The organism is Streptomyces sp. 11-1-2, from assembly GCF_003595545.1.
GTDB classification, from domain to species: Bacteria; Actinomycetota; Actinomycetes; order Streptomycetales; family Streptomycetaceae; genus Streptomyces; species Streptomyces hygroscopicus_B.
Genome location: NZ_CP022545.1, coordinates 11,312,132 through 11,333,130, shown reverse-complemented (window position 1 = coordinate 11,333,130; position 20,999 = coordinate 11,312,132). Strand labels below are relative to the sequence as shown.

23 protein-coding genes and 5 pseudogenes are annotated in these 20,999 nt (G+C 69.5%); 17 read left to right on the top strand and 11 right to left on the bottom strand.

Annotated features, from left to right (window positions below; genetic code table 11):
• Positions 1-21: 21 nt before the first annotated feature.
• The 4 genes and pseudogenes from CGL27_RS48145 to CGL27_RS52820 form a co-directional block, all read left to right on the top strand.
• Entirely contained in the window at positions 22-696 is a 675-nt protein-coding gene (locus CGL27_RS48145; RefSeq protein WP_119994021.1) for an urease accessory UreF family protein, read from the top strand.
• A 28-nt stretch (positions 697-724) separates the two neighbouring features.
• Complete coding sequence (gene ureG, locus CGL27_RS48140) at positions 725-1,420, top strand: urease accessory protein UreG (protein ID WP_078646489.1); 696 nt, start codon at positions 725-727, stop codon at positions 1,418-1,420.
• Positions 1,417-2,265 (top strand): urease accessory protein UreD, encoded by an 849-nt coding sequence (locus tag CGL27_RS48135; RefSeq protein ID WP_107439215.1) that lies wholly within the window; start codon positions 1,417-1,419, stop codon positions 2,263-2,265. The genes ureG and CGL27_RS48135 overlap by 4 nt, the downstream gene beginning before the upstream one ends.
• A 96-nt stretch (positions 2,266-2,361) precedes the next feature.
• Positions 2,362-2,457 (top strand): annotated as a pseudogene (locus CGL27_RS52820) (cytochrome P450); the annotation flags it as partial.
• Here CGL27_RS52820 and CGL27_RS52815 read toward each other — a convergent pair.
• Positions 2,454-2,609: pseudogene (locus tag CGL27_RS52815) on the bottom strand (integrase); the annotation flags it as partial. The pseudogenes CGL27_RS52820 and CGL27_RS52815 overlap by 4 nt on opposite strands.
• Positions 2,610-2,690: 81 nt before the next feature.
• On the opposite strand from CGL27_RS52815, the gene CGL27_RS48125 reads away from it, so the two are divergent.
• Entirely contained in the window at positions 2,691-3,680 is a 990-nt protein-coding gene (locus tag CGL27_RS48125; protein WP_119994020.1) for a CehA/McbA family metallohydrolase, read from the top strand.
• 175 nt (positions 3,681-3,855) lie between these two features.
• Here the strand turns inward: CGL27_RS48125 and CGL27_RS48120 are convergent, their stop codons facing one another.
• The 3 genes from CGL27_RS48120 to CGL27_RS48110 form a co-directional block, all read right to left on the bottom strand.
• Positions 3,856-4,260, bottom strand: a complete 405-nt coding sequence (locus CGL27_RS48120) for a substrate-binding domain-containing protein (RefSeq protein WP_240450899.1) — start codon at positions 4,258-4,260, stop codon at positions 3,856-3,858.
• 120 nt (positions 4,261-4,380) lie between these two features.
• A complete protein-coding gene (locus CGL27_RS48115) occupies positions 4,381-5,571 on the bottom strand; it encodes an alginate lyase family protein (protein ID WP_119994019.1) in 1,191 nt (396 codons plus the stop codon).
• Between the two features lie 100 nt (positions 5,572-5,671).
• The gene (locus CGL27_RS48110) at positions 5,672-5,875 is read right to left on the bottom strand and encodes a hypothetical protein (RefSeq protein ID WP_119994018.1); all 204 of its coding nucleotides are present in this window, start codon (positions 5,873-5,875) and stop codon (positions 5,672-5,674) included.
• A gap of 111 nt (positions 5,876-5,986) precedes the next feature.
• Between CGL27_RS48110 and CGL27_RS48105 the strand changes: the two genes are divergently transcribed.
• The 3 genes from CGL27_RS48105 to CGL27_RS48095 all read left to right on the top strand — a co-directional run bounded on the left by CGL27_RS48105 (position 5,987) and on the right by CGL27_RS48095 (position 7,939).
• Positions 5,987-6,817, top strand: coding sequence for a LysR family transcriptional regulator (locus CGL27_RS48105; RefSeq protein ID WP_240450898.1), 831 nt, complete (start codon positions 5,987-5,989; stop codon positions 6,815-6,817).
• Positions 6,818-6,953: 136 nt separating this feature from the next.
• Entirely contained in the window at positions 6,954-7,181 is a 228-nt protein-coding gene (locus CGL27_RS48100) for a hypothetical protein (protein WP_205587874.1), read from the top strand.
• A 224-nt stretch (positions 7,182-7,405) separates the two neighbouring features.
• Complete coding sequence (locus tag CGL27_RS48095) at positions 7,406-7,939, top strand: GNAT family N-acetyltransferase (RefSeq protein ID WP_119994900.1); 534 nt, start codon at positions 7,406-7,408, stop codon at positions 7,937-7,939.
• Between the two features lie 220 nt (positions 7,940-8,159).
• Here CGL27_RS48095 and CGL27_RS48090 read toward each other — a convergent pair whose 3' ends face one another.
• Together CGL27_RS48090 and CGL27_RS53720 are read right to left on the bottom strand one after the other, a co-directional pair.
• On the bottom strand, positions 8,160-9,461 hold the full coding sequence (locus CGL27_RS48090; protein WP_240450897.1) for an MFS transporter: 1,302 nt from the start codon (positions 9,459-9,461) through the stop codon (positions 8,160-8,162).
• A gap of 301 nt (positions 9,462-9,762) precedes the next feature.
• Positions 9,763-9,936, bottom strand: a pseudogene (locus CGL27_RS53720) (transposase); the annotation flags it as partial.
• A gap of 109 nt (positions 9,937-10,045) precedes the next feature.
• Here CGL27_RS53720 and CGL27_RS48080 point away from each other — a divergent pair.
• Together CGL27_RS48080 and CGL27_RS48075 are read left to right on the top strand one after the other, a co-directional pair.
• The gene (locus CGL27_RS48080; RefSeq protein ID WP_205587873.1) at positions 10,046-10,306 is read left to right on the top strand and encodes a hypothetical protein; all 261 of its coding nucleotides are present in this window, start codon (positions 10,046-10,048) and stop codon (positions 10,304-10,306) included.
• Between the two features lie 123 nt (positions 10,307-10,429).
• On the top strand, positions 10,430-11,287 hold the full coding sequence (locus CGL27_RS48075; protein WP_119994016.1) for an alpha/beta hydrolase: 858 nt from the start codon (positions 10,430-10,432) through the stop codon (positions 11,285-11,287).
• 58 nt (positions 11,288-11,345) lie between these two features.
• Here the strand turns inward: CGL27_RS48075 and CGL27_RS51265 are convergent.
• From CGL27_RS51265 to CGL27_RS48060, 4 genes and pseudogenes are all read right to left on the bottom strand, one after another.
• Positions 11,346-11,813 (bottom strand): annotated as a pseudogene (locus CGL27_RS51265) (Tn3 family transposase); the annotation flags it as partial.
• Between the two features lie 21 nt (positions 11,814-11,834).
• A pseudogene (locus CGL27_RS51260) lies at positions 11,835-12,194 on the bottom strand (epoxide hydrolase); the annotation flags it as partial.
• Positions 12,104-12,292: a hypothetical protein gene (locus tag CGL27_RS52810; RefSeq protein WP_240450896.1), complete on the bottom strand. Its 189-nt coding sequence runs from the start codon at positions 12,290-12,292 to the stop codon at positions 12,104-12,106. The pseudogene CGL27_RS51260 and the gene CGL27_RS52810, both read right to left, overlap by 91 nt.
• Positions 12,293-12,360: 68 nt before the next feature.
• The gene (locus CGL27_RS48060; RefSeq protein ID WP_162953236.1) at positions 12,361-12,933 is read right to left on the bottom strand and encodes a TetR/AcrR family transcriptional regulator; all 573 of its coding nucleotides are present in this window, start codon (positions 12,931-12,933) and stop codon (positions 12,361-12,363) included.
• 326 nt (positions 12,934-13,259) lie between these two features.
• Between CGL27_RS48060 and CGL27_RS48055 the strand changes: the two genes are divergently transcribed.
• Both CGL27_RS48055 and CGL27_RS48050 read left to right on the top strand, forming a co-directional pair.
• Positions 13,260-14,210 (top strand): SDR family NAD(P)-dependent oxidoreductase, encoded by a 951-nt coding sequence (locus CGL27_RS48055; RefSeq protein WP_119994015.1) that lies wholly within the window; start codon positions 13,260-13,262, stop codon positions 14,208-14,210.
• A gap of 203 nt (positions 14,211-14,413) precedes the next feature.
• Positions 14,414-15,079 (top strand): NAD(P)H-binding protein, encoded by a 666-nt coding sequence (locus CGL27_RS48050; protein WP_119994014.1) that lies wholly within the window; start codon positions 14,414-14,416, stop codon positions 15,077-15,079.
• Between the two features lie 26 nt (positions 15,080-15,105).
• Here CGL27_RS48050 and CGL27_RS48045 read toward each other — a convergent pair whose 3' ends face one another.
• Positions 15,106-15,690 carry a TetR/AcrR family transcriptional regulator gene (locus CGL27_RS48045; protein ID WP_237299555.1) on the bottom strand — a complete coding sequence of 195 codons (585 nt, stop codon included), beginning with the start codon at positions 15,688-15,690 and terminating at the stop codon, positions 15,106-15,108.
• Positions 15,691-15,804: 114 nt separating this feature from the next.
• Here CGL27_RS48045 and CGL27_RS48040 point away from each other — a divergent pair, with 114 nt between their 5' ends.
• The 5 genes from CGL27_RS48040 (at position 15,805) to CGL27_RS48020 (ending at position 20,814) form a co-directional block, all read left to right on the top strand.
• Entirely contained in the window at positions 15,805-16,761 is a 957-nt protein-coding gene (locus CGL27_RS48040) for an SDR family NAD(P)-dependent oxidoreductase (protein WP_119994013.1), read from the top strand.
• Between the two features lie 297 nt (positions 16,762-17,058).
• On the top strand, positions 17,059-18,093 hold the full coding sequence (locus CGL27_RS48035) for an aldo/keto reductase (protein WP_240450895.1): 1,035 nt from the start codon (positions 17,059-17,061) through the stop codon (positions 18,091-18,093).
• A 152-nt stretch (positions 18,094-18,245) separates the two neighbouring features.
• On the top strand, positions 18,246-18,728 hold the full coding sequence (locus tag CGL27_RS48030; protein ID WP_119994011.1) for a MarR family transcriptional regulator: 483 nt from the start codon (positions 18,246-18,248) through the stop codon (positions 18,726-18,728).
• Positions 18,725-20,221, top strand: a complete 1,497-nt coding sequence (locus tag CGL27_RS48025; protein ID WP_119994010.1) for an MFS transporter — start codon at positions 18,725-18,727, stop codon at positions 20,219-20,221. The genes CGL27_RS48030 and CGL27_RS48025 overlap by 4 nt, the downstream gene beginning before the upstream one ends.
• Positions 20,218-20,814, top strand: coding sequence for an isochorismatase family cysteine hydrolase (locus CGL27_RS48020; RefSeq protein ID WP_078646461.1), 597 nt, complete (start codon positions 20,218-20,220; stop codon positions 20,812-20,814). Before CGL27_RS48025 ends, CGL27_RS48020 begins: the two co-directional genes overlap by 4 nt.
• Positions 20,815-20,999 lie beyond the last annotated feature (185 nt).

The window sequence follows — 20,999 nt, the reverse complement described above, 5'->3', positions numbered from 1 at the left end:
ACGAAAGGCAGCCGCTCACCCATGAGCCGTGCAGCCCTGCTCCTGCTGGCCGACGGCCGCTTCCCCGCCGGAGGGCACGCCCACTCAGGGGGCGTCGAAGCCGCTGTCGCCCACGGAGCCGTACACGACACCGACAGTCTGGAGGCATTCTGCCGCGGCCGTCTGCACACCACCGGCCTGACCATGGCCGGCCTGGCCGCCGCGGCCGCCGCCGGAGTCGACCCGCTGCTGCTGGACGACGCCGCTGACGCACGCACCCCCGTCCCCGCGCTGCGCGCCGTCGCCCGTCGGCTCGGCCGGCAGATGATGCGCGCGGCCCGTGCCACCTTCCCGTCCGAGGACCTGGAACGGCTGGCCGCCGAACGTCCCCAGGGCGCCTACCAGCCGCTCGTGCTGGGCCTCGCCGCCCGGGCCGCCGGGCTCACCCCGCTGGACGCCGCCTACGCCGCCGCGTACGAGAACACCAGCGGCCCGGCCACCGCGGCAGTGCGTCTGCTGAGCCTCGACCCGCTCGACGCCTCGGGGCTGCTGGCCCGCCTCAGCTCCGATACCGACGCCGTCGCCACAGCGGCCGCCCAGGCCGCGGACCGCGTCACGGCCGAGGGCATCGACGCCCTCCCGTCGGCGTCCTCTCCGCTGCTGGACATCACCGGTGAACAGCACGCCGCCTGGACCGTCCGGCTCTTCGCCTCCTGAAGCCTTCCCTTCCCACCTGGAGTTCTTCGTGCACCTCGACCACCCCGTGACCATGCCGCAGCGCCACACCCACAGCGCCGAGCCGCTCCGCGCCGACGGCAGCCGCCGAGCTCTCCGTGTCGGTCTGGGCGGGCCCGTCGGCTCCGGCAAGACAGCCAGCGTCGCCGCGCTCTGCCGCACTCTGCGCGACCGCTGGTCCATCGCCGTCGTCACCAACGACATCTACACCCGCGAGGACGCCGAGTACCTGCTGCGCGAGGCCGTGCTGCCGCCCGAACGGATCACCGCGGTGGAGACCGGCGCGTGCCCGCACACCGCGATCCGCGACGACATCTCAGCCAACCTCGAGGCCGTCGAACACCTGGAGGCGACCCTCCATCCCCTCGACCTCGTGCTCGTCGAGTCCGGTGGCGACAACCTCACCGCAACCTTCTCCAAGGGCCTGGTCGACGTGCAGATCTTCGTCATCGACGTCTCCAGCGGCGACGACATCCCCCGCAAGGGCGGCCCCGGCATCACCACCGCCGACCTCCTCGTCGTCAACAAAACCGACCTCGCCCCGCACGTAGGCGCCGACCTCGCCACCATGGCCGCCGACGCCAAACGGCAACGCGGCGACCTTCCCGTCATCTTCACCAGCCTCACCTCGGACGACGGCATCCGCAAGGTCGCCGACTGGGTCACCGCGCACCTCGCCGAGTGGCACGCCAAGGCGGCCGTATGAGCCTCGCCGCACAACTCGCCGCGGACCGGGCAGCGTTGACCGGAGCACCCTCCGGAGCCGAGGAGCCCGCCGGGCACCCGGACGGGGTGCGTGCCACAGCCCGCATCCACGCCACGTACAACGGACGCGTCACCACACTTCCGCAGCTACGCAGTGACGGCCCGTTCCACCTCCGACGCATGCGCACCGACGGGAACACCGCCAAGGTGGGGATCATCGGTGCGATGAGCGCCCCACTCGGCGGCGACCGGCTCACCATCGACGTCACCGCCGGGGACCGGGCCGTACTGGAGGTCACGACGGCCGCCGCCACACTCGCCCTGCGCGGCCCCACCACCGCCCCGGCCACCTACGACGTACGGCTCACCGCCGGGGAACACACGAGCCTGCGCTGGCTGCCCCAGCCGCTGATCAGCGCCGCCGGCAGCAACCTCCGGCAGACTTACACCGTCGAACTCGCCGCCACCGCAAGGCTGTTGCTGCGCGAGGAGCAGCTCCTGGGCCGGGCCAACGAGCATCCGGGCCACCTCATCAGCCGGCTCTTGGTCCACCGTGCCGGAAGACCACTGCTCGACCAGCAGACGGCATACGGGGACCCAGAACCCGGCTGGGACGGCCCGGCCGTCCTGCACGGACACCGCGCCGTCGGCCAACTCCTGCTCGTCGACCCCGAAATGGGCATTCACCGCAGCCCCGTCCTCCTCCGCGAGGGCTCCCGGGACGGGTGCGCCGTCCTCACACCGCTGGCCGGCGGCCCGGCACTGCTCGCCACCGCCATCGCACCGACCTCCTCGGCCCTGCGGGAACTACTCGACGAAGCCCTCGCACACGCCCTCCAAAAGTAGCGCGGATGGCCCGCCGCCCCTCAGCGGGCGGCGGACCACACCAGCGGGTCAGCCCCGAGCGTCCGCGTCCCGCGCCGGAGCCGGGATCCACAGCACCGGAAGATCCTCCGCCACCTGGCCTTCGGCTACGGCGTCCACCAGTGCCTCGGGCAGAACATCGCCCGCGCCGGGCTGAAGACCGTCCTGCCCCGGACCGGTCCGGCCAACTGGCGGCGCAGGACCGCGTTCTCGTGCCGCAGCACCAACAGTTCCGCGTCCTTCGCCGTCCCGCGACGGAGGAGCACCGATGAAACGGTCAGAAGCTTCCGGGTCACCATGTACAGCAAGGACACGAATTGATGCATGCGCGCCAAGCCGGCGCTGGGAACATTTTGTCGACTGCGCTCGTTCGTCTGACGGTTGGGCCGTCGTAGACAAGGAAAGCGATGCCGCACTCGGGATTCCCGCCCAGGCAAGCGTGTGGCCGAGGAGCCAGCTGGTATCGCGGAGACTGCCACGTCCACTCCGTGTACTCGGACGGCGAGCTCACTCCTGAGCAGCTGGCAGCCGACGCTCGCACAGTGGGACTCGACTTCATCGCCACCACCGAGCACAACTCCGCGAACGCGCATAGCGCTTGGGGGCGCCATGCCTCAGATGACTTCTTGGTCCTCCTGGGTGAGGAGGTGACCACCAAGACCGGGCACTGGCTCGCTCTCGGCATCGCCCCGGGCCAGGTGGTCGACTGGGACTATCGCGCGGGGGACGAACTCATCGGCCGATGCCTGGACCAGGTCCGCGAATCCGGTGGACTGTGCGTGGCCGCGCACCCGCATGCGCCCTATGCCTCAGGCACCTTCATGTACCCCTACCGGGACCTCGATGTGGTCGAAGTATGGAACGGGCTGTGGACGTCGGACCGGCCGTGGAACGCCGACAACGAGGCCGCCCTCGCCGAGTGGGGTCGAGGGCTGGCGGAGGGAATACACGCGGGGCGCTGGCAGCCGGCCATGGGCAACAGCGACACCCACCTCGAGGGGCAGATCGGCATCCCGCACACCGTCGTGTTCGCCGAGGCTCTGAGCACGCCGGCCGTCCTCGCGGGAATCCGTGCGGGCCGCAGTTGGATTGCCGAGTCGGCTGCCGTCGATCTGTCGCTCACGGCCGTCGCCGCCGACCACAATGCGGGGATCGGCGAACGCCTGGCAACCCACGGGGAACCCGTCATGGTGCGCGCGCACATACGCGGTGTCCCATCGGCGACCGTCAGCTTCCACACCGACCAAGGCAAAGTCCACCGCGAATCGCTGCCGGACTCCGGCGTGGGTACCGCAGAGTGGCACACGACCTCGGAGGACTCGGCGTTCGTCCGGATCGAGGTACGCCACCCGCATGGCCATATGGCCGCTCTCACCAACCCGATCGTGCTGACTTGACCTCCAGATTGCTCGGGCGACCGTCCTCTCCGCGCGAGCGGAGGTGAGCCGATGGGCGGGGGTCGACACTCCACTCCCGGGCTGATCCTCTCCGCCCAGGCGCGGCGGCGGTGGCCAACAGCGGGGTTCTGCCCTACGCCGAAGCCTTCGCGGAGGGGGTGCCCGGCTGGGTCGACTACGGCGGCTGCTGCCACGGCGACGTCGTCCGGGATGTCCAACCCCGATTCGAACAGGGCCCGTTGGCCCCGACCGCCAGCAGGTCGCTGAAGCAGAAGACCGCGTCCGGCCGCCCGCCGGCCGACAGGGCGGCGAGAGCGCGCATCGCCAGCAGGCCGTTGTACCGGTCGAACTCCTTGATGGCGGGCGCGAGCCGGGGGTTGTACGCCACCCCGGCCTCGTGCAGGGCGAGTTGGAGGCCCTCCAGGCGCTGCCGACTGGTCGCCGACGCCTGCTGGTCCACGCCGATGGCGGCGATCCGTGTACGGCCGAGGCCGGCCAGGTACGCGGTGGCGTCGCGCGCCCAGCGACCGCGGAGCGCAGGGTGATCAGGGCTGGAGCGCTTCCAAGCGGGCCGCAGCACCACCCGCGCGGGTGGCTGACCCGCCGCGCGGGTGGCTGACCCGCCGCGCGGGTGGCTGACCCGCCGCGCGGGTGGCTGACCCGCCGCGCGGGTGGCTGACCGGCCCGCGGCACCGCTCGGTCAGGACGGGTTGTCCGCGTGGGTGAGCGTCGTCCAGGCGTTGAAGTAGTTGTCCGTGCCGGACGGCCGGTGGGCCTCGGTGTACTTCTGGGTGTTGGACATGCTGATGCCGAGGCGGTTGTGGAGGGCGTTGAAGCCGACCTCGGTGACCTGGTCGAGGCCCTTCTTTACGGAGCCGTCGCACAGCCAGGAGGGCACGGTGGTGCCGTTCTCATAGGCGGTGTGGAAACCCAGTGCGTAGCGCAGCCGGTCCTGGATCTTCGGGTAGAGGTCCTGGCCCTGGATACGGCTGGTCTCCGCGATGTCCGCGATGGAGGCGATGCCCCAGCCGGTGTGCCCGAAGTCGCGGCAGGTCTCCTGGGCGAGGCCGTCGGCGAAGGTGCTCTGGCCCTGCCAGTACTTGATGATCTCGGCCTCGGTGTCGATGCTGCTGTTCGCGGGCGGCTTGGGCAGGTCGCCGTCTGCGGTCAGATAGACGTACGCAGGGACGCGGTCGAGGTAGGTGCTGACCGCCTTGTCGTAGGCCGTGCGGTCCTCGATGAACACCGAGATGCCGATGGCCGCCTCGGTCATCACCAGTTCCCAGTTGCCGTTCTTGGTCGCCGCGCCGTTGATCACCTCGGGGAGGTATACGTCCCGCAGCATGGTGGCGAAGCGTCCGGCGCCCGACCAGCCGCCGTCGTAGGTGTACTTGATGATCTCGGCGGCGCGCGGCCAGGTGGCACCGGACCAGCCGGACTGCAGCGGGGCGTTGCTGTTGGTGTGATCAGTGATCGTGGAGGACCAGGCGTCCATGATCTCGATCGACTTCTTGGCGTACCTGCTGTCCCGGGTGAAGTACCAGGCGAGCGCGTCGGTGTAGGCCGCGATGGCGTCCTGGCGCTCTTCGGTGCACCCATGGTTGGGGTTGGACGACGAGCCGCACTCCACGACGGCGCGCGGTTGGGGGGTGCGCGACAGCGAGGCGTAGGAGCTGGCCATCATGTTGTCGTAGGCGGCCTTCCAGGGCTGCTGACCGGCCTGCACCTTCGAGCGGGCGTAGTCGAGTTGGGTCCGGCTCACCAGCACCCCGGGGTGGGTGAAGGCGGCCGGCGCGGCCGCGGCCCGTGGGGCCGGTCCGCTGAGCTGGAGGCTCAGCAGGCCGGCCAGCAAGGCGAGAACACTGAGTAACGCGGTTCTGGTTCGTGCCATCCACCGACTCCTCAGTTCATGAATGAGAACATCGTTCCCACATACAGACGAGAATGGCCTGGACCATAAGGGCCATCCGTGAACATGTCAATATTCATGGCTACGGATGACTGTCGGCTTCTCCACCGACGCGGAAGGTCTCGTCGAAACGGCCGGACTCGACGGCCGGCAGGCGGCGCAGTACCGGCGGCAGCGCGGTGCCGCAGTAGTCGCCGAGCCCCTCGGTGGCGTGGAGTCGGCCCGTGAGGAGTACCGAGTGGGCTCTGGCAGGTGAAACCGCCGGCGCCAGAATCGCCCCCGGCATGGACAGATCGGTGTGTGCTGACTCCTGGACCGGTCAAACGGGGGAAACTCGCGGGTTGCCAAGGTGCTGCGGACGTCGGCGCCATGCCGTTCGTTCTGACGCCGAGCCCACATGCGTGAGCTCGCGCGCGAACTCAAGGTCCCGCTCCTGGAGCCGCAGGGCCGCGGCATCCGGCTGACCCCGGCCGGGTGCCTGCTCGTCGACCACGCCGACGCGCTGCTGGCCCGGTGGGAGGAGGCGCAGGCGGAGCTGGAGTCCTACCGCGCGGGCATGACCGGACCGCTGCGCATCGCGGGCTTCACCACCGCGATCAGCGGCCTGATCGCCCCCGCGGCCGGGCGGCTGCGGCGCAGCCATCCCGACCTCCTGGTGCAGGTGCGCGAGTGCGACACCGTGGAGAGCATGGACTTGCTGGTGGCGGGCAAGGTGGAGCTCGCGGTCATGGAGCCCACCGAGGGCGGGCCGCCGCCGGATGACGCGCGGTTCGAGCAGAGCCCCCTGCTGGAGGAGCCGCACATTTTGCTGGTGCCAGCCGACCACCCGCTGCCGCGGGCGGTATCGGTGCGGCTGGAGGACGCGGCGGCCGAGGACTGGATCGTCGCCGACCCGGGCACCTGCGACCACGCCCAGCGGGTGCGGGTGCTGTGCGCGGCGGCCGGGTTCTCGCCGCGGATCGCGCACGCGGCCACCCAATGGCCGGCGGTCTGGTCGCTGGTCGGGAACGGGCTGGGCGTCTCGCTGGTCCCGCGGCCGGCCGAGGGCCCGGCGGGCCAGGCGGTGGTGCGGGTACCAGTGTCGAGCGAGAACATGCCGATGCGGCGGATCCTCACCTGCGTACGCCGGGGCAGCCGGCGGAACCCACTGATCGACCTCGGGATACGGGCGCTGGAAGAGGCGGTGCGCGACCACCAGGCCATGGACGACCGGCCCCGATCCGCCTGACGGCTCACCCGCTACAAGAAGCTCCCGAAGCGGGCCTGCCGGAAGCTGCCCGCCGGATGCGGCGCGAAGGGCAATCGCTTCTACGACTGGGGTGTCATGGAATCCTTCCAGACCCGGAGGGGCCTGGCCGGGCTCGATGAACACCCGGTCCCCCGCTCTCCCTCCTGGAGCCGTTGGGGTCACCCTCGCCATGCTCGCCCACGCCTTCCTGGCCGTTGTCCGCCCCGAGGAACACGCCCACCGGCCTGGTCCCGACGGCCTGACCCCGCTGACCTGGAACGAGATCCGGCACCTGTTCCCCGCCCTCGCCGTCCGGCCAATCCACGGCCGTCGCGGTCATCTGGGACGTGCCCGTACGCGGTGACGGAGCCGCCTCGGCATGTGGGCACCGGAGGCAGGCTGCCACCGAATCGGTCTCACCCATCGACCGCGCTGCCGAATTGGCACCTCATCTGCCCGGCCGTCGGCCCGGTGTTTCACCCGTCACGGTGTGCGGTGCAGGCGGCTTGCTGCCTTGCGTCGCGGAGCGGCAGCACGGGCGAGCGCCGGATTACCGATGAGGCCGTTACCTTCGGCAGGATGGGCGCCATGACCGAGATCCGCACACCCCGCCTCCTCCTCCGTCCCTGGCATGACGACGACCTCGCGCCGATGGCGGACATCAACGCGGACCCACGGGTCATGCGCTGGATTGACGACGGCTCGGTGCTCGACCTGGACCACACGGCAGAGGCCATCGAGCGGTGGGAGGAGGAGTGGGACGAGGAGGGCTTCGGACTCTTCGCCGTCGAGCTTCTTGCCTCGGGTGAACTGGCAGGCTTCACGGGTCTGTCCGTGCCCGAGTTCCTGCCGGAGGTACTGCCCGGCGTGGCAATCAGCTGGCGGCTCGGCTCACAGTTCTGGGGCCAGGGATACGCGTCCGAAGCCGCCCACGCCACGCTGGAGTTCGCGCTCCAGGACCGCGGCCTCGACCGCGTCATCAGCATCAACCGGGTGGGTGACGACGCCTCCGAGAACGTCATCCGAAAGCTCGGCATGGTGCCCGAGCGAGAGACGGCGCACCCGGTGTATGCCTATCCGCTGCGCGTTCACACCATCGATCTCACCGAGTTCCAGGCATGAACCGGCCGCGCCATCGATCATCACAGGACAGCCGACCGCTGTCCATCCGTCCCCGGCTGATCGCCACGAAGCGGAAACCCAGGCGAAGGATGTTACATTTCCGTCGCTGACCTGCGCTTTCACGGAACTGCGGCCAGAGCCCGTCCTTCACCCTCCTGCGAACACGCATCCTCACATCGCGATGATCGCCCTCTTCACGGAATCGCGGTCAGAACCAATTTCAAAGAGCCCTGTCAGGGGCCTGGTTGGTGGTGCTCGCCGGACCTTCCGGGCCGGGGTCGACGGGATCGGAAGCGGCGGGACGGGAAGCGGCGGAGCCGAGAGTTACGGCAGTGTCGGCTCCCGGCGCCGAACGGCCGGCCCGGCGTACCTCGCCCCACCAGCCGACCCCCGTCAGCACCAGGGTGAGGCCGACTCCGGCCAGGATGGCCGTGGACGGTGCCACCACCTTGAGGAGGGCACCGGCGAGCGACCCTGTCGCCGCGTAACCCGCACCCGCCGCCGCGTACATCACCGAGTAACCCGCGGCCAGAGCGCCCGGCGGAAGTGCCTCGCGCAGGGACAGGTTGCGGGTGAGCATCGCGCACGACTGGAGCGTGCCCCCCACGAACAGCGCGGCGGTGATCCCGGCCGGGTGAGGCGTCAGCGCCGCGAGGGCCACACAGGCCGATGTCCCGGCCATCAGCACCACGCTGCGGGTACGCAGCCGTCCGGGCCAGGACCGGAGACCGTGGACGAAGGCGCCGAGCCCCCCGCCCACCGCCATCCCGGTCAGCAGCGGACCGGACCAGCCGACGCCGACGCCGCGCTGTTCGAGCAGCGCCGGCAGCACGAGTTCGGCCAGACCGAGCAGGGCCAGACTGGCCGCGCCCATGACGTACACCGGCCAGGCGCCGGTCAGGAGTCGCAGCTGCGACGCGCCCGTCCGGTCCTCGCCGCCCGTGTCGTCCGCGCCCCAGTTGGCCGGAAGCAGCCACAGGCCCGCGACCGACGACGCCATCAGGGCGGCGCCCAGGAACAGCGGGACGGGCGGTGCGACACCGAGAGCCAGACCGGCAACCGCGGCAGGGGAGACGGCCCAGATGCCGGCTGTCAGTATCGACTCGACGGACAGCGCCTGCGCTGTCGCACGCTCCGGGACGAGCACGGTGAGCAGCGTGCGCAGGCCACCGGTGGCAGCGGCCGGGGCGGCACCGGCGAGACACGCAAACCCGGTGAGGACCGCCGGATACGCGTCGGGGAACACCCCGATGCCGGCGAAGGCGGCGGCTCCGACCGCGAGCCCGACGGCCAGGTGAGCGCGGGCGTGGTCGGGGCGCAGGCGCATTCCGAGGACGGGGGCGCCGATGATCTCGCCGATGACGTAGGCCGCCGCGAGGATCGCGCCCAGGGAGTAGCCGCCGGGGCGTTCGCGCACCAGGAAGACCAGGGCCAACGGGGCCATGGCCACCGGCAGGCGGGCGCCGACGGTGGTGCAGGACCAGATCAGGACCTGCCTCGAGGCGACGTCGCGATAGCTCATGGGGCGACGCTAGAGGCAGGCACTGACAACACCCCAGGGGATTTCCGGCGCCTGTGGATATCTCGCGAGCACCCGAGAACTCCTGAGCACCCCCTTCAAAATTGCGCAGTTCCAGCAACAACTCCAGCTCGGCTTCCTCAATCTCAGAGTCGAACTGCTGCTTGCCCCCGGACCTGGGCTTGGTAGAGCTCTCGCCGCAGCTCCTCGATGACTGCGGCCAACCCGATCGTCGCCATAGCTACTCCCCGTCGACCGTGAGGTTCAGAAATGAGTGGTGCCAGTCCCAGTGGGCGATCTCAACCTGCTGCGGGTCTCGCAGCGTCAGTGCGGCCATGGCGTCGGTGTCGTAGGCGCCGCGCTCGACGGTGCTGGAGAACGTGGTGCCCGGCAGTTCGTGCGCATCACGCATCAGGGTGCCGATCAGCCGCTCGGTGATCCCGCCGAAGTGCGGTTGCCCGGGCGGCCGGTAGCGCAGGTGCGCCTCCAGCCGACCGCAGCGGGCAGGTCGCCTCGTTCGGCCACCGGTCCATCTGCCGTCCGGAAACCTACTCGTCGCGCACACTACTGCGGCCAAATCGACCGTAGTGCAAACGACTTCGGGAGAGACCCCCAACCGCTGGATCGCCGAACGCGTCGCCGCCGACCTCGAGGTGGAGGCGCGCAGCGTCACCCCCGGGGAAGCCGCCGGGGTGTGGGGGGAGTTCGGCGCCCTCATCCAGGCCGCCTCCAGCCGCATCCGCGCCGTCAGCGCCCAGCGGGAACTCTGCTGGCAGCCCCGGCACACCGACATGCTCACCATGATCGGCGAAGACCGTCTGCGCCGCCTCGCCACGCCCAGCGCCTGACCACGGCCTCCCCACCGCCGCGGAACAGCGGCGGTGGCGAAGTCCTCTGCTCCCGAAGCCGCCTCGATACGGCTCCCCCAGTACACCTTTTGACACTTTCACCCTTGATGGAAGGGCCTCCTCGTGAGCACTGCCGACTGGCTTCCCGACGGCTTCCGCGTCCAGCGGATCGCCACCAACAACACTCATCTCTCGGTCGCCGTCGGCGGCAGCGGACCGGTCCTGGTCCTGCTCCACGGCTGGCCGCAGACCTCCCGCGCCTGGGCCCGGGTCATGCCCGCCCTCGCCCAGAACCACACCCTCGTCGTCCCCGACCTGCGCGGCACCGGCGCCAGCGACCGACCCGAAGGCGGCTACGCCAAGACCAACCAGACCCACGACATACGCGGCCTGCTCCACGCGCTGAAGCTGACCGGGCCGGTGGCAGTGGCCGGCCACGACATCGGCTCCATGGTCGCCCTCGCATGGGCCGCCGCCCATCCCGACGACATCTCCCACCTGGTCCTCGTCGACTCCCTCCTGCCCGGCCTCGGCCTGGAAGAGGCCATGAACGTCGCCGAGGGCGGCAGGTGGCACTTCGGGTTCTTCATGACCCCGCACGTGCCGGAGATGCTCTTCGACGGCCACGAACTGGAATTCGTCACCGCCACGTTCACCGCCATGTCCAACCCCGGCACCTTCAGCGAAGCCGACCTCGCCGCCTACGCACACGAGTACACCGGCCGGGAGCGGCTGCGTGGCGGCTTCGAGCACTACCGCACCCTCCCGGAGGACGGACGCGAGAACCGCGCGCTGCTCGCCGAGAAGAAGCTGCCCATGCCCGTCCTGGCCATCGGCACCACCCACTCCGGCACCTCCACCGCCCAGGCCCTGGCTCCCCACGCCGACAACGCGCGGGGCGCAGTCGCCCCTACCGGGCATTTCGTCGCCGAGGAAGACGCCGACTGGTTCACCAAGACGGTGACCGAGTTCCTCACCTGATCGGTCCTCCCGTCCGGCGGGCACTGCCCCGGGCCGGCTGTGCGGCAGTCCACCCGGGTCAGTGCGCCACGTCGTCGTCCTCGTCCAGTTCCGGCACGTCCGGGTCGCGCAGCGGGCGCAGTACACCGGCGGCCGGCGTGGAGGCGGTGAAGCCGTAGCGGCCGAGCAGATTCACGTTCTCGTGCTTGAGTGGAGAGAGCCGGGCGATGTCCTCGACCGCGATCTCATGGCCCTCGGCGCGCAGCCGGGCGACGGGGGCGTCGGCGTAGCGTGTCGTCCAGAGCACGATGGCATTGAGGACCAGACCGAGCGCGCCGAGCTGGTCCTCCATGCCGCCCCGGTATGCCTGATGAATGGTGCCGCGCTTGCCGTGGCACCCGTCCCGGGCCGGCTTGTGGCCGGACTCCTACACGGTGAGCTGCCGGTTCGTCTGCCACCGGCAGGTATCGCCGACCGGGTCGAGCACGCGCAGCGGGTGCCCGGTCCTGGCGATCCGCCCGTACTCGGCGAACGCCTGCCCCAGCGGGAGGGCGGCGAACGCGTCGGCGATGGCGGCCACATCGACGCCGGGGGCGGCAGTCGGTCCCGACAGGCCGAATCCGGGCATCGAGGGCAACACAACGTGAAAGGCGGCCTCGGCCCGTCCGCCATGGCTCGTCGGGTCGACCAGCGCGGGCAGGCAGTCCAGGAACTCCACCACCGAGCCGGGCCAGCCATGGCACAGCAGCAGCGGCGTGGCGTCCTCGTGCCGCGAACGCACCACGAAAGCGTGCACGCGCAGCCCGGCGAAGTCACCGATGACCTGGGGATGAGCGTTCAACTCGGCTTCGGTACGGCGCCAGTCGTAGCGGTACAGCCAGTGCTCGACGAGGCGCCGTAGCCAGGGCTGTGGCGTCCCCCATCCCAGTCCTCGCCCGGCAGGTCGTTCCGGAATCGAGTACGCGAGAGCCGCTCGCGCAGGTCGGCCAGCACCTCATCGGTCGTGGTGATCTTGAAAGCCTGCATCGGGACATTCTGACCTCGCCGGGCCCGCCGCCAACGAATCACCCGTGAACGGCCGTCCGCGTAGCCGCTCATGACCTGGTACGCAGCCCCTCATACAAGAGGTCGAGCACCCGGCCGAGCTGATCGCGATCCTCGAGTACGCCTGCGACCATGGCGATGCCACTGAGTGACACCACCACATCGTCCGGCTCGACCTCGGATCGCGTGAACCCTGTCGCCGCGGTTGCCGACAGCAGTGCGCCGACGGCTTCATCGAGTCGCTCGCGGCTTTGCGCGAACGGATTTCCGCCCGCGGCTACGACGGCCCGGATGGCCTCCGTCAGACCGATCTTGGTGGCCCAGTAGTCGACGAAGCGGTCCATCCAGATGCGCAGAGCGTCGCGAGGCGGCACCTGGTCGAGCAACTCCCCGGCCGCAGCGCACACGGCGTCAAGCTCCGAACGGTATGCCGCCTCGATGAGGTCTTCGCGCGTCGGAAAGTGGCGGTAGACGGTGCCGACACCGACACCGGCTTCTTTGGCGATCTCAGTGAAGGGGACGTCCGGGCCCCTCTCTATGAACAAACGCAGCGCGACCTCGAGGAGGCGCGCGCGATTGCGCTGCCCGTCCGCACGCGGTCTGCGCTGCGTCGCCTCGGTCACGACCACCCCTACGAAACGGAATACATTCCACTTACATCATACATACAGGCCCCCGCGACCACTCAGTGGCGAGTCGGGCACCTTCGAGCAACGCCCGCCGCGACGTGGAGCAGACCACCCAGCTCAGACCACTCCCCCTCTCTCGAAATCGTCATCACCACAGGGAGGCCCCCCACACACAGAGAGTGACCAACCCGCCTCCTTGCAACCGGAATCTGTTCCGGTTAGCCTTCCATTACCGGAACGGATTCCGGATAACGATGGCTCCCCCGCCGCGCGAGCGGCCAGGAATCGACGGGGAGCGCCGACATGAACGGAGCCCACACATGAGCTCGCGCGAGCGCTTCACTACGCCCTACGGCTTTCACACGACGGCGAACGAGGTCATCGAGGGGGTCGACCTGACCGGCAAGCGCGCGATCGTCACAGGCGCCGCGTCCGGCATCGGCATAGAGACGACACGCGCCCTGGCCAGTGCCGGTGCCGATGTCACCCTCGCCGTCCGCAACGTCGAGGCGGGCAACCGTGTCGCCCAGGAGATCGCGGCCAAGACCGGCAACTCCAAGGTGACTGCCGCACCACTGGAGCTGACCGACCGAGCCTCGGTCGCGTCCTTCACCGACGCCTGGCGGGGCCCGCTGCACATCCTGGTGAACAATGCCGGGATCATGGCGCTGCCCGAGCCGCACCGCACTACCGAGGGCTGGGAACTGCAGTTCGCCACCAACTACCTCGGCCACTTCAACCTGACCCTCGGCCTCCACGACGCGCTCGCGGCCGCCGGTGGCGCGCGCATCATCTCGCTCAGCTCCAGCGGCCACCTGTTCTCCCCGGTCGTCTTCGACGACATCCACTTCGAGCGCCGCCCCTATGAGGAGTGGGCGGCCTACGGCCAGTCCAAGACCGGCAATGTGCTGCTGGCTGTCGGGGCGGCCAAGCGGTGGGCCGACGACGGCATCACCGCCAACGCGGTCATGCCCGGCGGCATACGCACCGGACTCCAGCGCCACCAGGAGGGCAACGCGACACCGGAGGTCGAGGAAGCCTTCGCCAACTTCACCTGGAAGACCGTCGAGGAAGGTGCCGCAACCTCGGTGCTGGTGGCCGCATCCCCCCTACTCGAAGGCGTCACCGGCCGCTACTTCGAGGACTGCAACGAGGCCGAGCTCAACACCGACCCCAACCCCTACGCCGACAGCGGCGTGCGCCCCTACGCACTCGACACGGACAACGCCAAGCGGCTCTGGGACCTGGGCACCGCGATGCTCCGCTCCTGAGACACCTGCGCCTGGGGGAAACCCTCCACCACCACGAACATCTACGGATAGATCGCCTTCCTCGCCGGAACCACCTCAGGGCTGCGCCTGGATGGTCCCTCCACCCGACCGAACCGCAGGTCTTCCCATCCTGACGTGCCGGTCGGGGTTGGCTGCAGCGCCTGCAGCAAATCCCGCCTGGGACAGAATCCCAAGGAGCCGTAATGAAAGTAGTTCTCTTCGGAGCATCGGGCATGGTGGGCCAAGGAGTGCTCCGCGCGTGCCTGGAGGACCCGGGGGTGACGGAAGTGATCGCCATCGTGCGACGGCCACTCGGCCGCAGTGCTCCCAAGCTTCGCGAAGTTCTCCACACGGACTTCGAGGACCTGAACCCGATCGCAGCGGATCTCGCAGATGCTGACGCGTGTTTCTACTGCCTTGGCGTGTCGTCGGTGGGGCGCAGCAACGCGGAGTACGAGAAGGTCACTTACACCTACACGATGGAAGCCGCACGGGTCGTGGCCGCCGGCAATCCTCGGCTGACATTCGTATACGTGTCAGGAGAAGGCACCGACAGCACGGAGCAAGGGCGCATCTCCTGGGCCCGGGTGAAGGGCCGCACGGAGAATGCCCTGCTGGCCATGGACATGCATACCTACGCCTTCCGTCCCGGATGGATCCAGCCCATACACGGCGAGACTTCCGGAACGAACTGGTACCGGCTCCTCTACCGGCTCACGTCCTGGCTCTATCCACTTCTGCGCCGCCTCGCCCCCCGGTACGTGACCAGTACCGAGCATCTCGGGCGCGCGATGATCGCTGTTGCGCGGCTGGACGGTGCCGGACCTCGCATCCTGCACTCGCAGCAGATCACCCAACTCGACGCATAGGGAAGAGCCGGGAATTCACGGACGGGTCAGTCGGCGGGCGTGCCCGGACCCGCCTGGCGCAGGCAGCGTTCGAGTCGTTGCAGGAATTCGTCGAAGGATTCGTCAGCGGGCCAGGTCTGGTAGGCGGTAGTGGTGGCGACTATCGCCAGGTTCAGCTGCAGCGTCGGGGTCAGCTCGTCGGAGTCGGTGGTGCGGGATGCCACCCAGTGCCCCAGGTCGGTGAAGAACTGCTCGCCAAAGCTCTGCGCCGACTGGGCGAAGGCGGGCGACTGCGCCTTGAGGCGGCGCTGCAGAGGGATGCGGTCCCGCAGGCTCTCGCAGAACCCTGTCATGATCGCGGTGAGGGAGTCCCAGAGCGGCTCGCCCGCGGGACGGTCCTTTATCAGGGCCTGCCAGTTGCGCCGCTCCTCCGGGTCCTGGTCGAGGACTGCCGCGTCCTTGCTGGCGAAGTAGTTGAAGAAGGTGGCGCGCGAGACATTCGCCGCGGCCGCGATCTGCTCGACGGTCGTGGCCTCGTACCCCTGCTCGTCGAAGAGCCGCAGCGCGGCGGACCGGATGGCGCGCCAGGTCGCCAGCTTCTTGCGCTCCCGCAGATTCATCGTCCTTCCCATCGAGCCATCGTACGTGCCGATTCCTGGACGAATGCATTTTTGGACGAGTCTAACTTTTGTGGTTACAGTGAAGCCGACCGGTCCTCGGTTCCCCCATGTCAGGAGACACGCCTCATGTCCCCACCGCAGACACCCCGCACGTTCGGAGCGACCACCACCGCCGCCGAGGTGCTCGACGGCGTCGACCTGCACGGCCGCCGGGCCGTGGTGACCGGAGCCAGTTCCGGAATCGGGGTGGAAACGACCCGGGCCCTCGCCGCAGCGGGCGCCGACGTCACCTTGGCCGTTCGGGACACCGACGCGGGTTCCCGCGTGGCGGCACGTCTGGAAGGAGAACTGCCTTCCAGTTCAGGACAGTTGACCGTGGGGCGGCTCGACCTGGCCGACCGGTCGACGGTCGCGGCATTCGTGGCAGCCTGGGACGGTCCGCTGGACATCCTGGTCAACAACGCGGGAGTGATGTCCCCGCCGGACCTCACCCGCACGCCTGACGGCCGGGAGTGGCAGTTCGCCGTCAACCACCTGGGCCACTTCGCCCTCGCCACCGGCCTCCACCCGGCGCTCGCCGCGGCCGACGGCGCCCGGATCGTCTCGGTGAGCTCCATCGGCCACCTCTTCTCGCCTGTCGTCTTCGACGACCTCGACTACCGATTCCGCCCCTACGACCCGTGGACCTCCTACGGGCAGTCGAAGAGCGCCACCGCACTGTTCGCCGCCGGTGCCGCCAAGCGATGGGCCGACGACGGGATCACCGCCAATGCCGTGATGCCGGGCAACATCGGCGCGACGTCGCTGGGCCGGAACATGGACCCCCAGCAGGTGGCCGCCGTCATCGCCACCGGCGAACTCGCACTCCCGCCGGAGAAGGCGGTGGAGCAGGGCGCCGCGACCTCGGTACTGATGGCCGCCTCGCCGACGGTGGCAGGCGTCACCGGCCGCTACTTCGAGGACTGCGCGGAGGCCAAGCCGGTCTCCGAGCGAACCGGTGCCGTCGCCGGCGTCGCCCCGTACGCCCTCGACCAGGACAACGCGGCACGCCTGTGGGCCGTGTCCGAGGCATTCATCCGCTAGTGCCGCTGTAGCGGCCAGGCACCCGTCGACAGGGTGACGGCGGGGCGGCTGACTCCGGCCGGAGTGGTCCGCCCGGACCGACCATCCGCACTTGTCAGCAACGGTCACACCGCGGGAAGGCGGCGGCACGACGGTCCCCTTGGACCGACGCCGCGGCTGGACGGCGGCCACCGCTTGTTCGTCCACTGAGACCGCCCGATCCCTGGCCCGGGTTCCTGGCATCCAGGACGCCGGCGGAGGGCTCGCCATTGCCGCCCTCCACCTCACGGACCATCCAACAACCGCATGGAGTGCAGCATGACCACAGCACGGGTCCCCCTGGGCCACAGTGGCATCCACGTCCGGCCGATCGGCCTCGGCTGCATGGGCATGTCCCAGTTCTACGGCCCGGCCGACCCTGCCGAGTCGATCGCCACCATCCACACGGCGATCGATGTGGGTATCGACTTCTTCGACACCAGCGACATCTATGGCGCCGCCGACGCCGTCATCGGGCAGACCTCGAACGGGTTCGGCCACAACGAGGCAGTGCTCGGCCGCGCCGTACGCGGCCGACGCAACGAAGTTGTCCTCGCCACGAAGTTCGGATCGCGCCCCGGCGACGCAGGCGGTGTGGTCATGGATGGCCGTCCCGAGTACGTGGCACAGGCATGTGAGGCGAGCCTCGCACGACTGGGCACCGACTACATCGATCTCTACTACATCCACCGCCTCGACCCTTCGGTTCCGGTCGAGGAGACCGTCGGCGCGATGGCGGAGCTGGTCACAGCGGGGAAGATCCGCGCGATCGGACTCAACGCGGTCGACAGCGACACCCTGCACCGGGCAAGCGCCGTCGCCCCCATCTCCGCGCTCCAGAGCGAGTACTCCCTTTGGGAACGCACTCTCGAAGACGATGTCCTGCCGACGTGCCGTGAACTCGGCATCACGGTCGTCCCTTACAGCCCGCTCGGCCGGGCCGCGCTGACCGGCACCTTGACCTCCAGCACGTCCTTCGGCACCGGCGACTTCCGCGCCACCCTGCCGAAGTTCCAGAGTGACAACTACGCCGACAACGCGCGTCTGGTCGACGAGCTCCGCGAGTTCAGCACGGCGCGTGGTCACACACCGGGACAGGTCGCGCTCGCGTGGCTCCTCGCTCAACCACACGACATAGTCCCCATTCCCGGCACGAAGCGGGTGAAGTACGTCCGTGAGAACGCCGAGGCGACCGCGGTGCCGCTCAGCGTGGACGACGTCGCCGCACTCGCAGACATGTTCGCCCCGGAGCGGGTACGCGGCGGACAGTACGGAAACCTCGACCTCCGGGGCCGTCAGGAGAGTTCCACGTGACCCGATGAGCCCATGGCTACGGCGGATCGAGGCATCTGCGCGTGCTGTCCGATGGCGAAAAGGGGCCCACGAAGCATCGGCGCCCGGCCCGTCGCCGCACATATTTCCTCAAGTAACTTGGCAAAGTTACTTGAGGAACTTACGGTGGAGGTATGAACACGAACCCCCGGCCGCAGCAGCCAACCGCCGTGTCTGCCGCGACCGCGCAGCGTCTCCAGGACGCGATGAAACGGCTGCGCGCACGCCTGCGCGCGGAGTCGGGGCAGAACGAGACCGGTCTGACCGCCACGCAGCTCGGCGTACTGGCGAGTGTCGTGCGGGAGGGCCCCGTCACCGCGGCCCGGCTCGCCGCACTGGAACATGTCAGCGCGCAGTCCATCGCGCAGAGCCTGGCGGTACTCAAGGCCGCCGGGCTCGTCCATGGTGAGCCCGACCCGCAGGACGGCCGCAAGAAGCTGATGAGCGCCGATCCGTCCGCGATAGAGCTGGTGGACCGGCTCCTGAATGGCCGCGCCTCATTCCTGACACGCGCCATCGACGAAGCGGTCGCTCCGGACGAACGCCAGGACGTCGAGAAGGCCATCGAACTGCTGGAGCGGCTCGCCGAAGTCGACCTGAGTGGCGGTGGCATATGAGAACGGTCGTAGGCCGCGATGCCTCGGCGGGCGGCCTGAAGAGCGACTCGTTCTCGTGGCCCTTCACCACACCGCTCTACGTGGGCTCCGCCCTCAACCCGATCAACAGCTCCATCATCGCCACCGGCCTGGTGCCCATCGCCGCCGACCTGAACGTCTCGGTGGGCACCACTGCCGTCCTCGTCTCCTCGTTGTACTTGGCCAGCGCCGTCGCCCAGCCCACCGCGGGCAAGCTGGCCGAGGTGGTCGGCCCGCGCCGGGTTTTCCTGTCCGGCATCCTGCTCGTGCTGCTCGGCGGTGTGGTCGGTGGCCTCGGCCAGAACCTGGCAATGCTGACCGTCGCCCGGGTCCTGATCGGCATCGGTACCTCGGCGGCCTTTCCCTGCGCCATGGTGATGATCCGGCGCCGCGCCGAGGAGGCCGGCCTGGACGCACCGCCGGGCGGGGTGCTCGGTGGCCTCGCCATCGCGGGCATGGTCACCGCGGCCGTCGGCCCACCGATCGGCGGTCTCCTCGTGGGCGCCGCGGGCTGGCGCTGGGCCTTCTTCATCAACATCCCGATCACCGCGATCGCACTGGCCATGGCACTGCGCTGGCTGCCCGAGGATCCTCCGCTCGGCCGCGGGGACAGCGGCTTCCGCAAGATCGCCGACCGGATCGACCTGCCCGGCATCCTCGGTTTCGCCGCCTCGATGACGGCGCTGGTCCTCTTCCTGACGGACCTGCCCCGCCTGCGGTGGGCGGCTCTGGCCGTCTTCGTCGTGGCCGCCGCACCCACAGTCGGGTGGGAGCTGCGCAAAACCGCGCCGTTCTTCGACTTCCGCGGCCTCGCCGCCAACGGCGCCCTCTCCCGCACCTACCTGCGCCAAGCCCTCACCCTGCTCGGCGTCTACACGGTGATGTACGGCATGACCCAGTGGATGGAGGCGGCGCACGGCCTGTCCACCGTGGCATCCGGCCTGTTGCTGCTCCCGATGGGCGCCGTCTCCGCGCTGCTCTCACGCCCGCTCGCCAGCCGCAACCTGGTGCGCGGACCGCTGATCGCGGCCGCCTTCACCATGGTGCTGGGCTCGGGCGGCATCATGCTGCTCACCTCGCACAGTCCGGCGAGCGCGATCGTCCTCGTCTCCCTGATCTTCGGTGTCACGTCGGCCGCCGCCACAGTCGGCAACCAGACCGCGCTCTACATGGCGGCGCCCCCCGACCAGATCGGCACCGCCTCCGGACTGTTCCGGACCTTCGGATACCTCGGCACCATCACGTCCTCCGTGATCGGCGGCATCGTCTTCCGCGACGGCGCGAGCGACCACGGCCTGCACACCCTCGGCTTCGTCCTGGTCGCGGCGGGCGTCGTCGTCCTGCTCCTGACCGTCTTCGACCGTCGGCTGATGTCCCGCAAGACGGCCCGCGAGACCAGCGCCTCAAACCGCACCGACACAGCTACAAGCAGTGCGAACGCAGAAATGACTTCCCATAAGGAGAACCACGCATGACCACCCCCGCCCTCCCTCAGATCGACCCCAGGCGGACCGCCCTGCTGGCGATGGACTTCCAGAACGGGATCGTCGCGATCGCTCCCGAACCCGACGCGCTCATCGAGCGGGTCAAGGGCGCGATGGCCGACGTCCGTGCTGCCGGTGGCACCATCGGCTACGTCCGCGTCGCCTTCACCGAGGACGACTGGGCGAAGGTGCCGGCGACCAACAAGACCTTCAGCGCGGTCGCCGCGGCGAGGATGATGCACCACGAGGAGGACGCCACGCAGATCGATGGACGGATCGCCCCCGAGGACGGCGACATCGTCGTCCGGAAGATCCGCTTCGGCTCGGTCTCCACCACCGATCTCCACGAGCAGTTGCACAACCGCGGCATCGACACCCTGATCCTCTCCGGCATCAGCACCGGTGGTGTCGTCCTGTCCACGCTCATCGACGCCGCCGACCGCGACTACCGCGTCTTCGTCCTGACCGACGGCGTCGCCGACCCTGACCCCGAAGTCAACCGAGTGCTGGTCAACGAGGTGTTCCCGTCCCGGGCCCATCTGATCGACACGACCCAGCTGCCCGAGCTGCTCAAGTCCGCCTGACACACGGCAGACTTCGGCTGCCGGCCCATCGGCCGGGTGCCCGGTCCGGCCGCGATGGTCATCCAGCACGCAGGGCGCCGACGCCGCGGAGCTGCCAGTCGCGGCGGGCCCTGGGGACGAGGTGCTGGTGGAGCTGCATCATGTCGCCGGCATGCGGCGCACCTCCAGGTGGGCCTGGCAGCCGG

Bases quoted from the DNA above. Each gene is read 5' to 3' on its own strand.
- CGL27_RS48145 (WP_119994021.1), top strand. From the start codon at position 22: ATGAGCCGTGCAGCCCTGCTCCTGCTGGCCGACGGCCGCTTCCCCGCC.
- CGL27_RS48135 (WP_107439215.1), top strand. From the start codon at position 1,417: ATGAGCCTCGCCGCACAACTCGCCGCGGACCGGGCAGCGTTGACCGGA.
- CGL27_RS48125 (WP_119994020.1), top strand. From the start codon at position 2,691: ATGCCGCACTCGGGATTCCCGCCCAGGCAAGCGTGTGGCCGAGGAGCC.
- CGL27_RS48115 (WP_119994019.1), bottom strand. From the start codon at position 5,571: ATGGCACGAACCAGAACCGCGTTACTCAGTGTTCTCGCCTTGCTGGCC.
- CGL27_RS48110 (WP_119994018.1), bottom strand. From the start codon at position 5,875: ATGCCGGGGGCGATTCTGGCGCCGGCGGTTTCACCTGCCAGAGCCCAC.
- CGL27_RS48105 (WP_240450898.1), top strand. From the start codon at position 5,987: ATGCGTGAGCTCGCGCGCGAACTCAAGGTCCCGCTCCTGGAGCCGCAG.
- CGL27_RS48100 (WP_205587874.1), top strand. From the start codon at position 6,954: ATGAACACCCGGTCCCCCGCTCTCCCTCCTGGAGCCGTTGGGGTCACC.
- CGL27_RS48095 (WP_119994900.1), top strand. From the start codon at position 7,406: ATGACCGAGATCCGCACACCCCGCCTCCTCCTCCGTCCCTGGCATGAC.
- CGL27_RS48090 (WP_240450897.1), bottom strand. From the start codon at position 9,461: ATGAGCTATCGCGACGTCGCCTCGAGGCAGGTCCTGATCTGGTCCTGC.
- CGL27_RS52810 (WP_240450896.1), bottom strand. From the start codon at position 12,292: ATGCAGGCTTTCAAGATCACCACGACCGATGAGGTGCTGGCCGACCTG.
- CGL27_RS48055 (WP_119994015.1), top strand. From the start codon at position 13,260: ATGAGCTCGCGCGAGCGCTTCACTACGCCCTACGGCTTTCACACGACG.
- CGL27_RS48050 (WP_119994014.1), top strand. From the start codon at position 14,414: ATGAAAGTAGTTCTCTTCGGAGCATCGGGCATGGTGGGCCAAGGAGTG.
- CGL27_RS48045 (WP_237299555.1), bottom strand. From the start codon at position 15,690: ATGGGAAGGACGATGAATCTGCGGGAGCGCAAGAAGCTGGCGACCTGG.
- CGL27_RS48040 (WP_119994013.1), top strand. From the start codon at position 15,805: ATGTCCCCACCGCAGACACCCCGCACGTTCGGAGCGACCACCACCGCC.
- CGL27_RS48035 (WP_240450895.1), top strand. From the start codon at position 17,059: ATGACCACAGCACGGGTCCCCCTGGGCCACAGTGGCATCCACGTCCGG.
- CGL27_RS48030 (WP_119994011.1), top strand. From the start codon at position 18,246: ATGAACACGAACCCCCGGCCGCAGCAGCCAACCGCCGTGTCTGCCGCG.
- CGL27_RS48025 (WP_119994010.1), top strand. From the start codon at position 18,725: ATGAGAACGGTCGTAGGCCGCGATGCCTCGGCGGGCGGCCTGAAGAGC.
- CGL27_RS48020 (WP_078646461.1), top strand. From the start codon at position 20,218: ATGACCACCCCCGCCCTCCCTCAGATCGACCCCAGGCGGACCGCCCTG.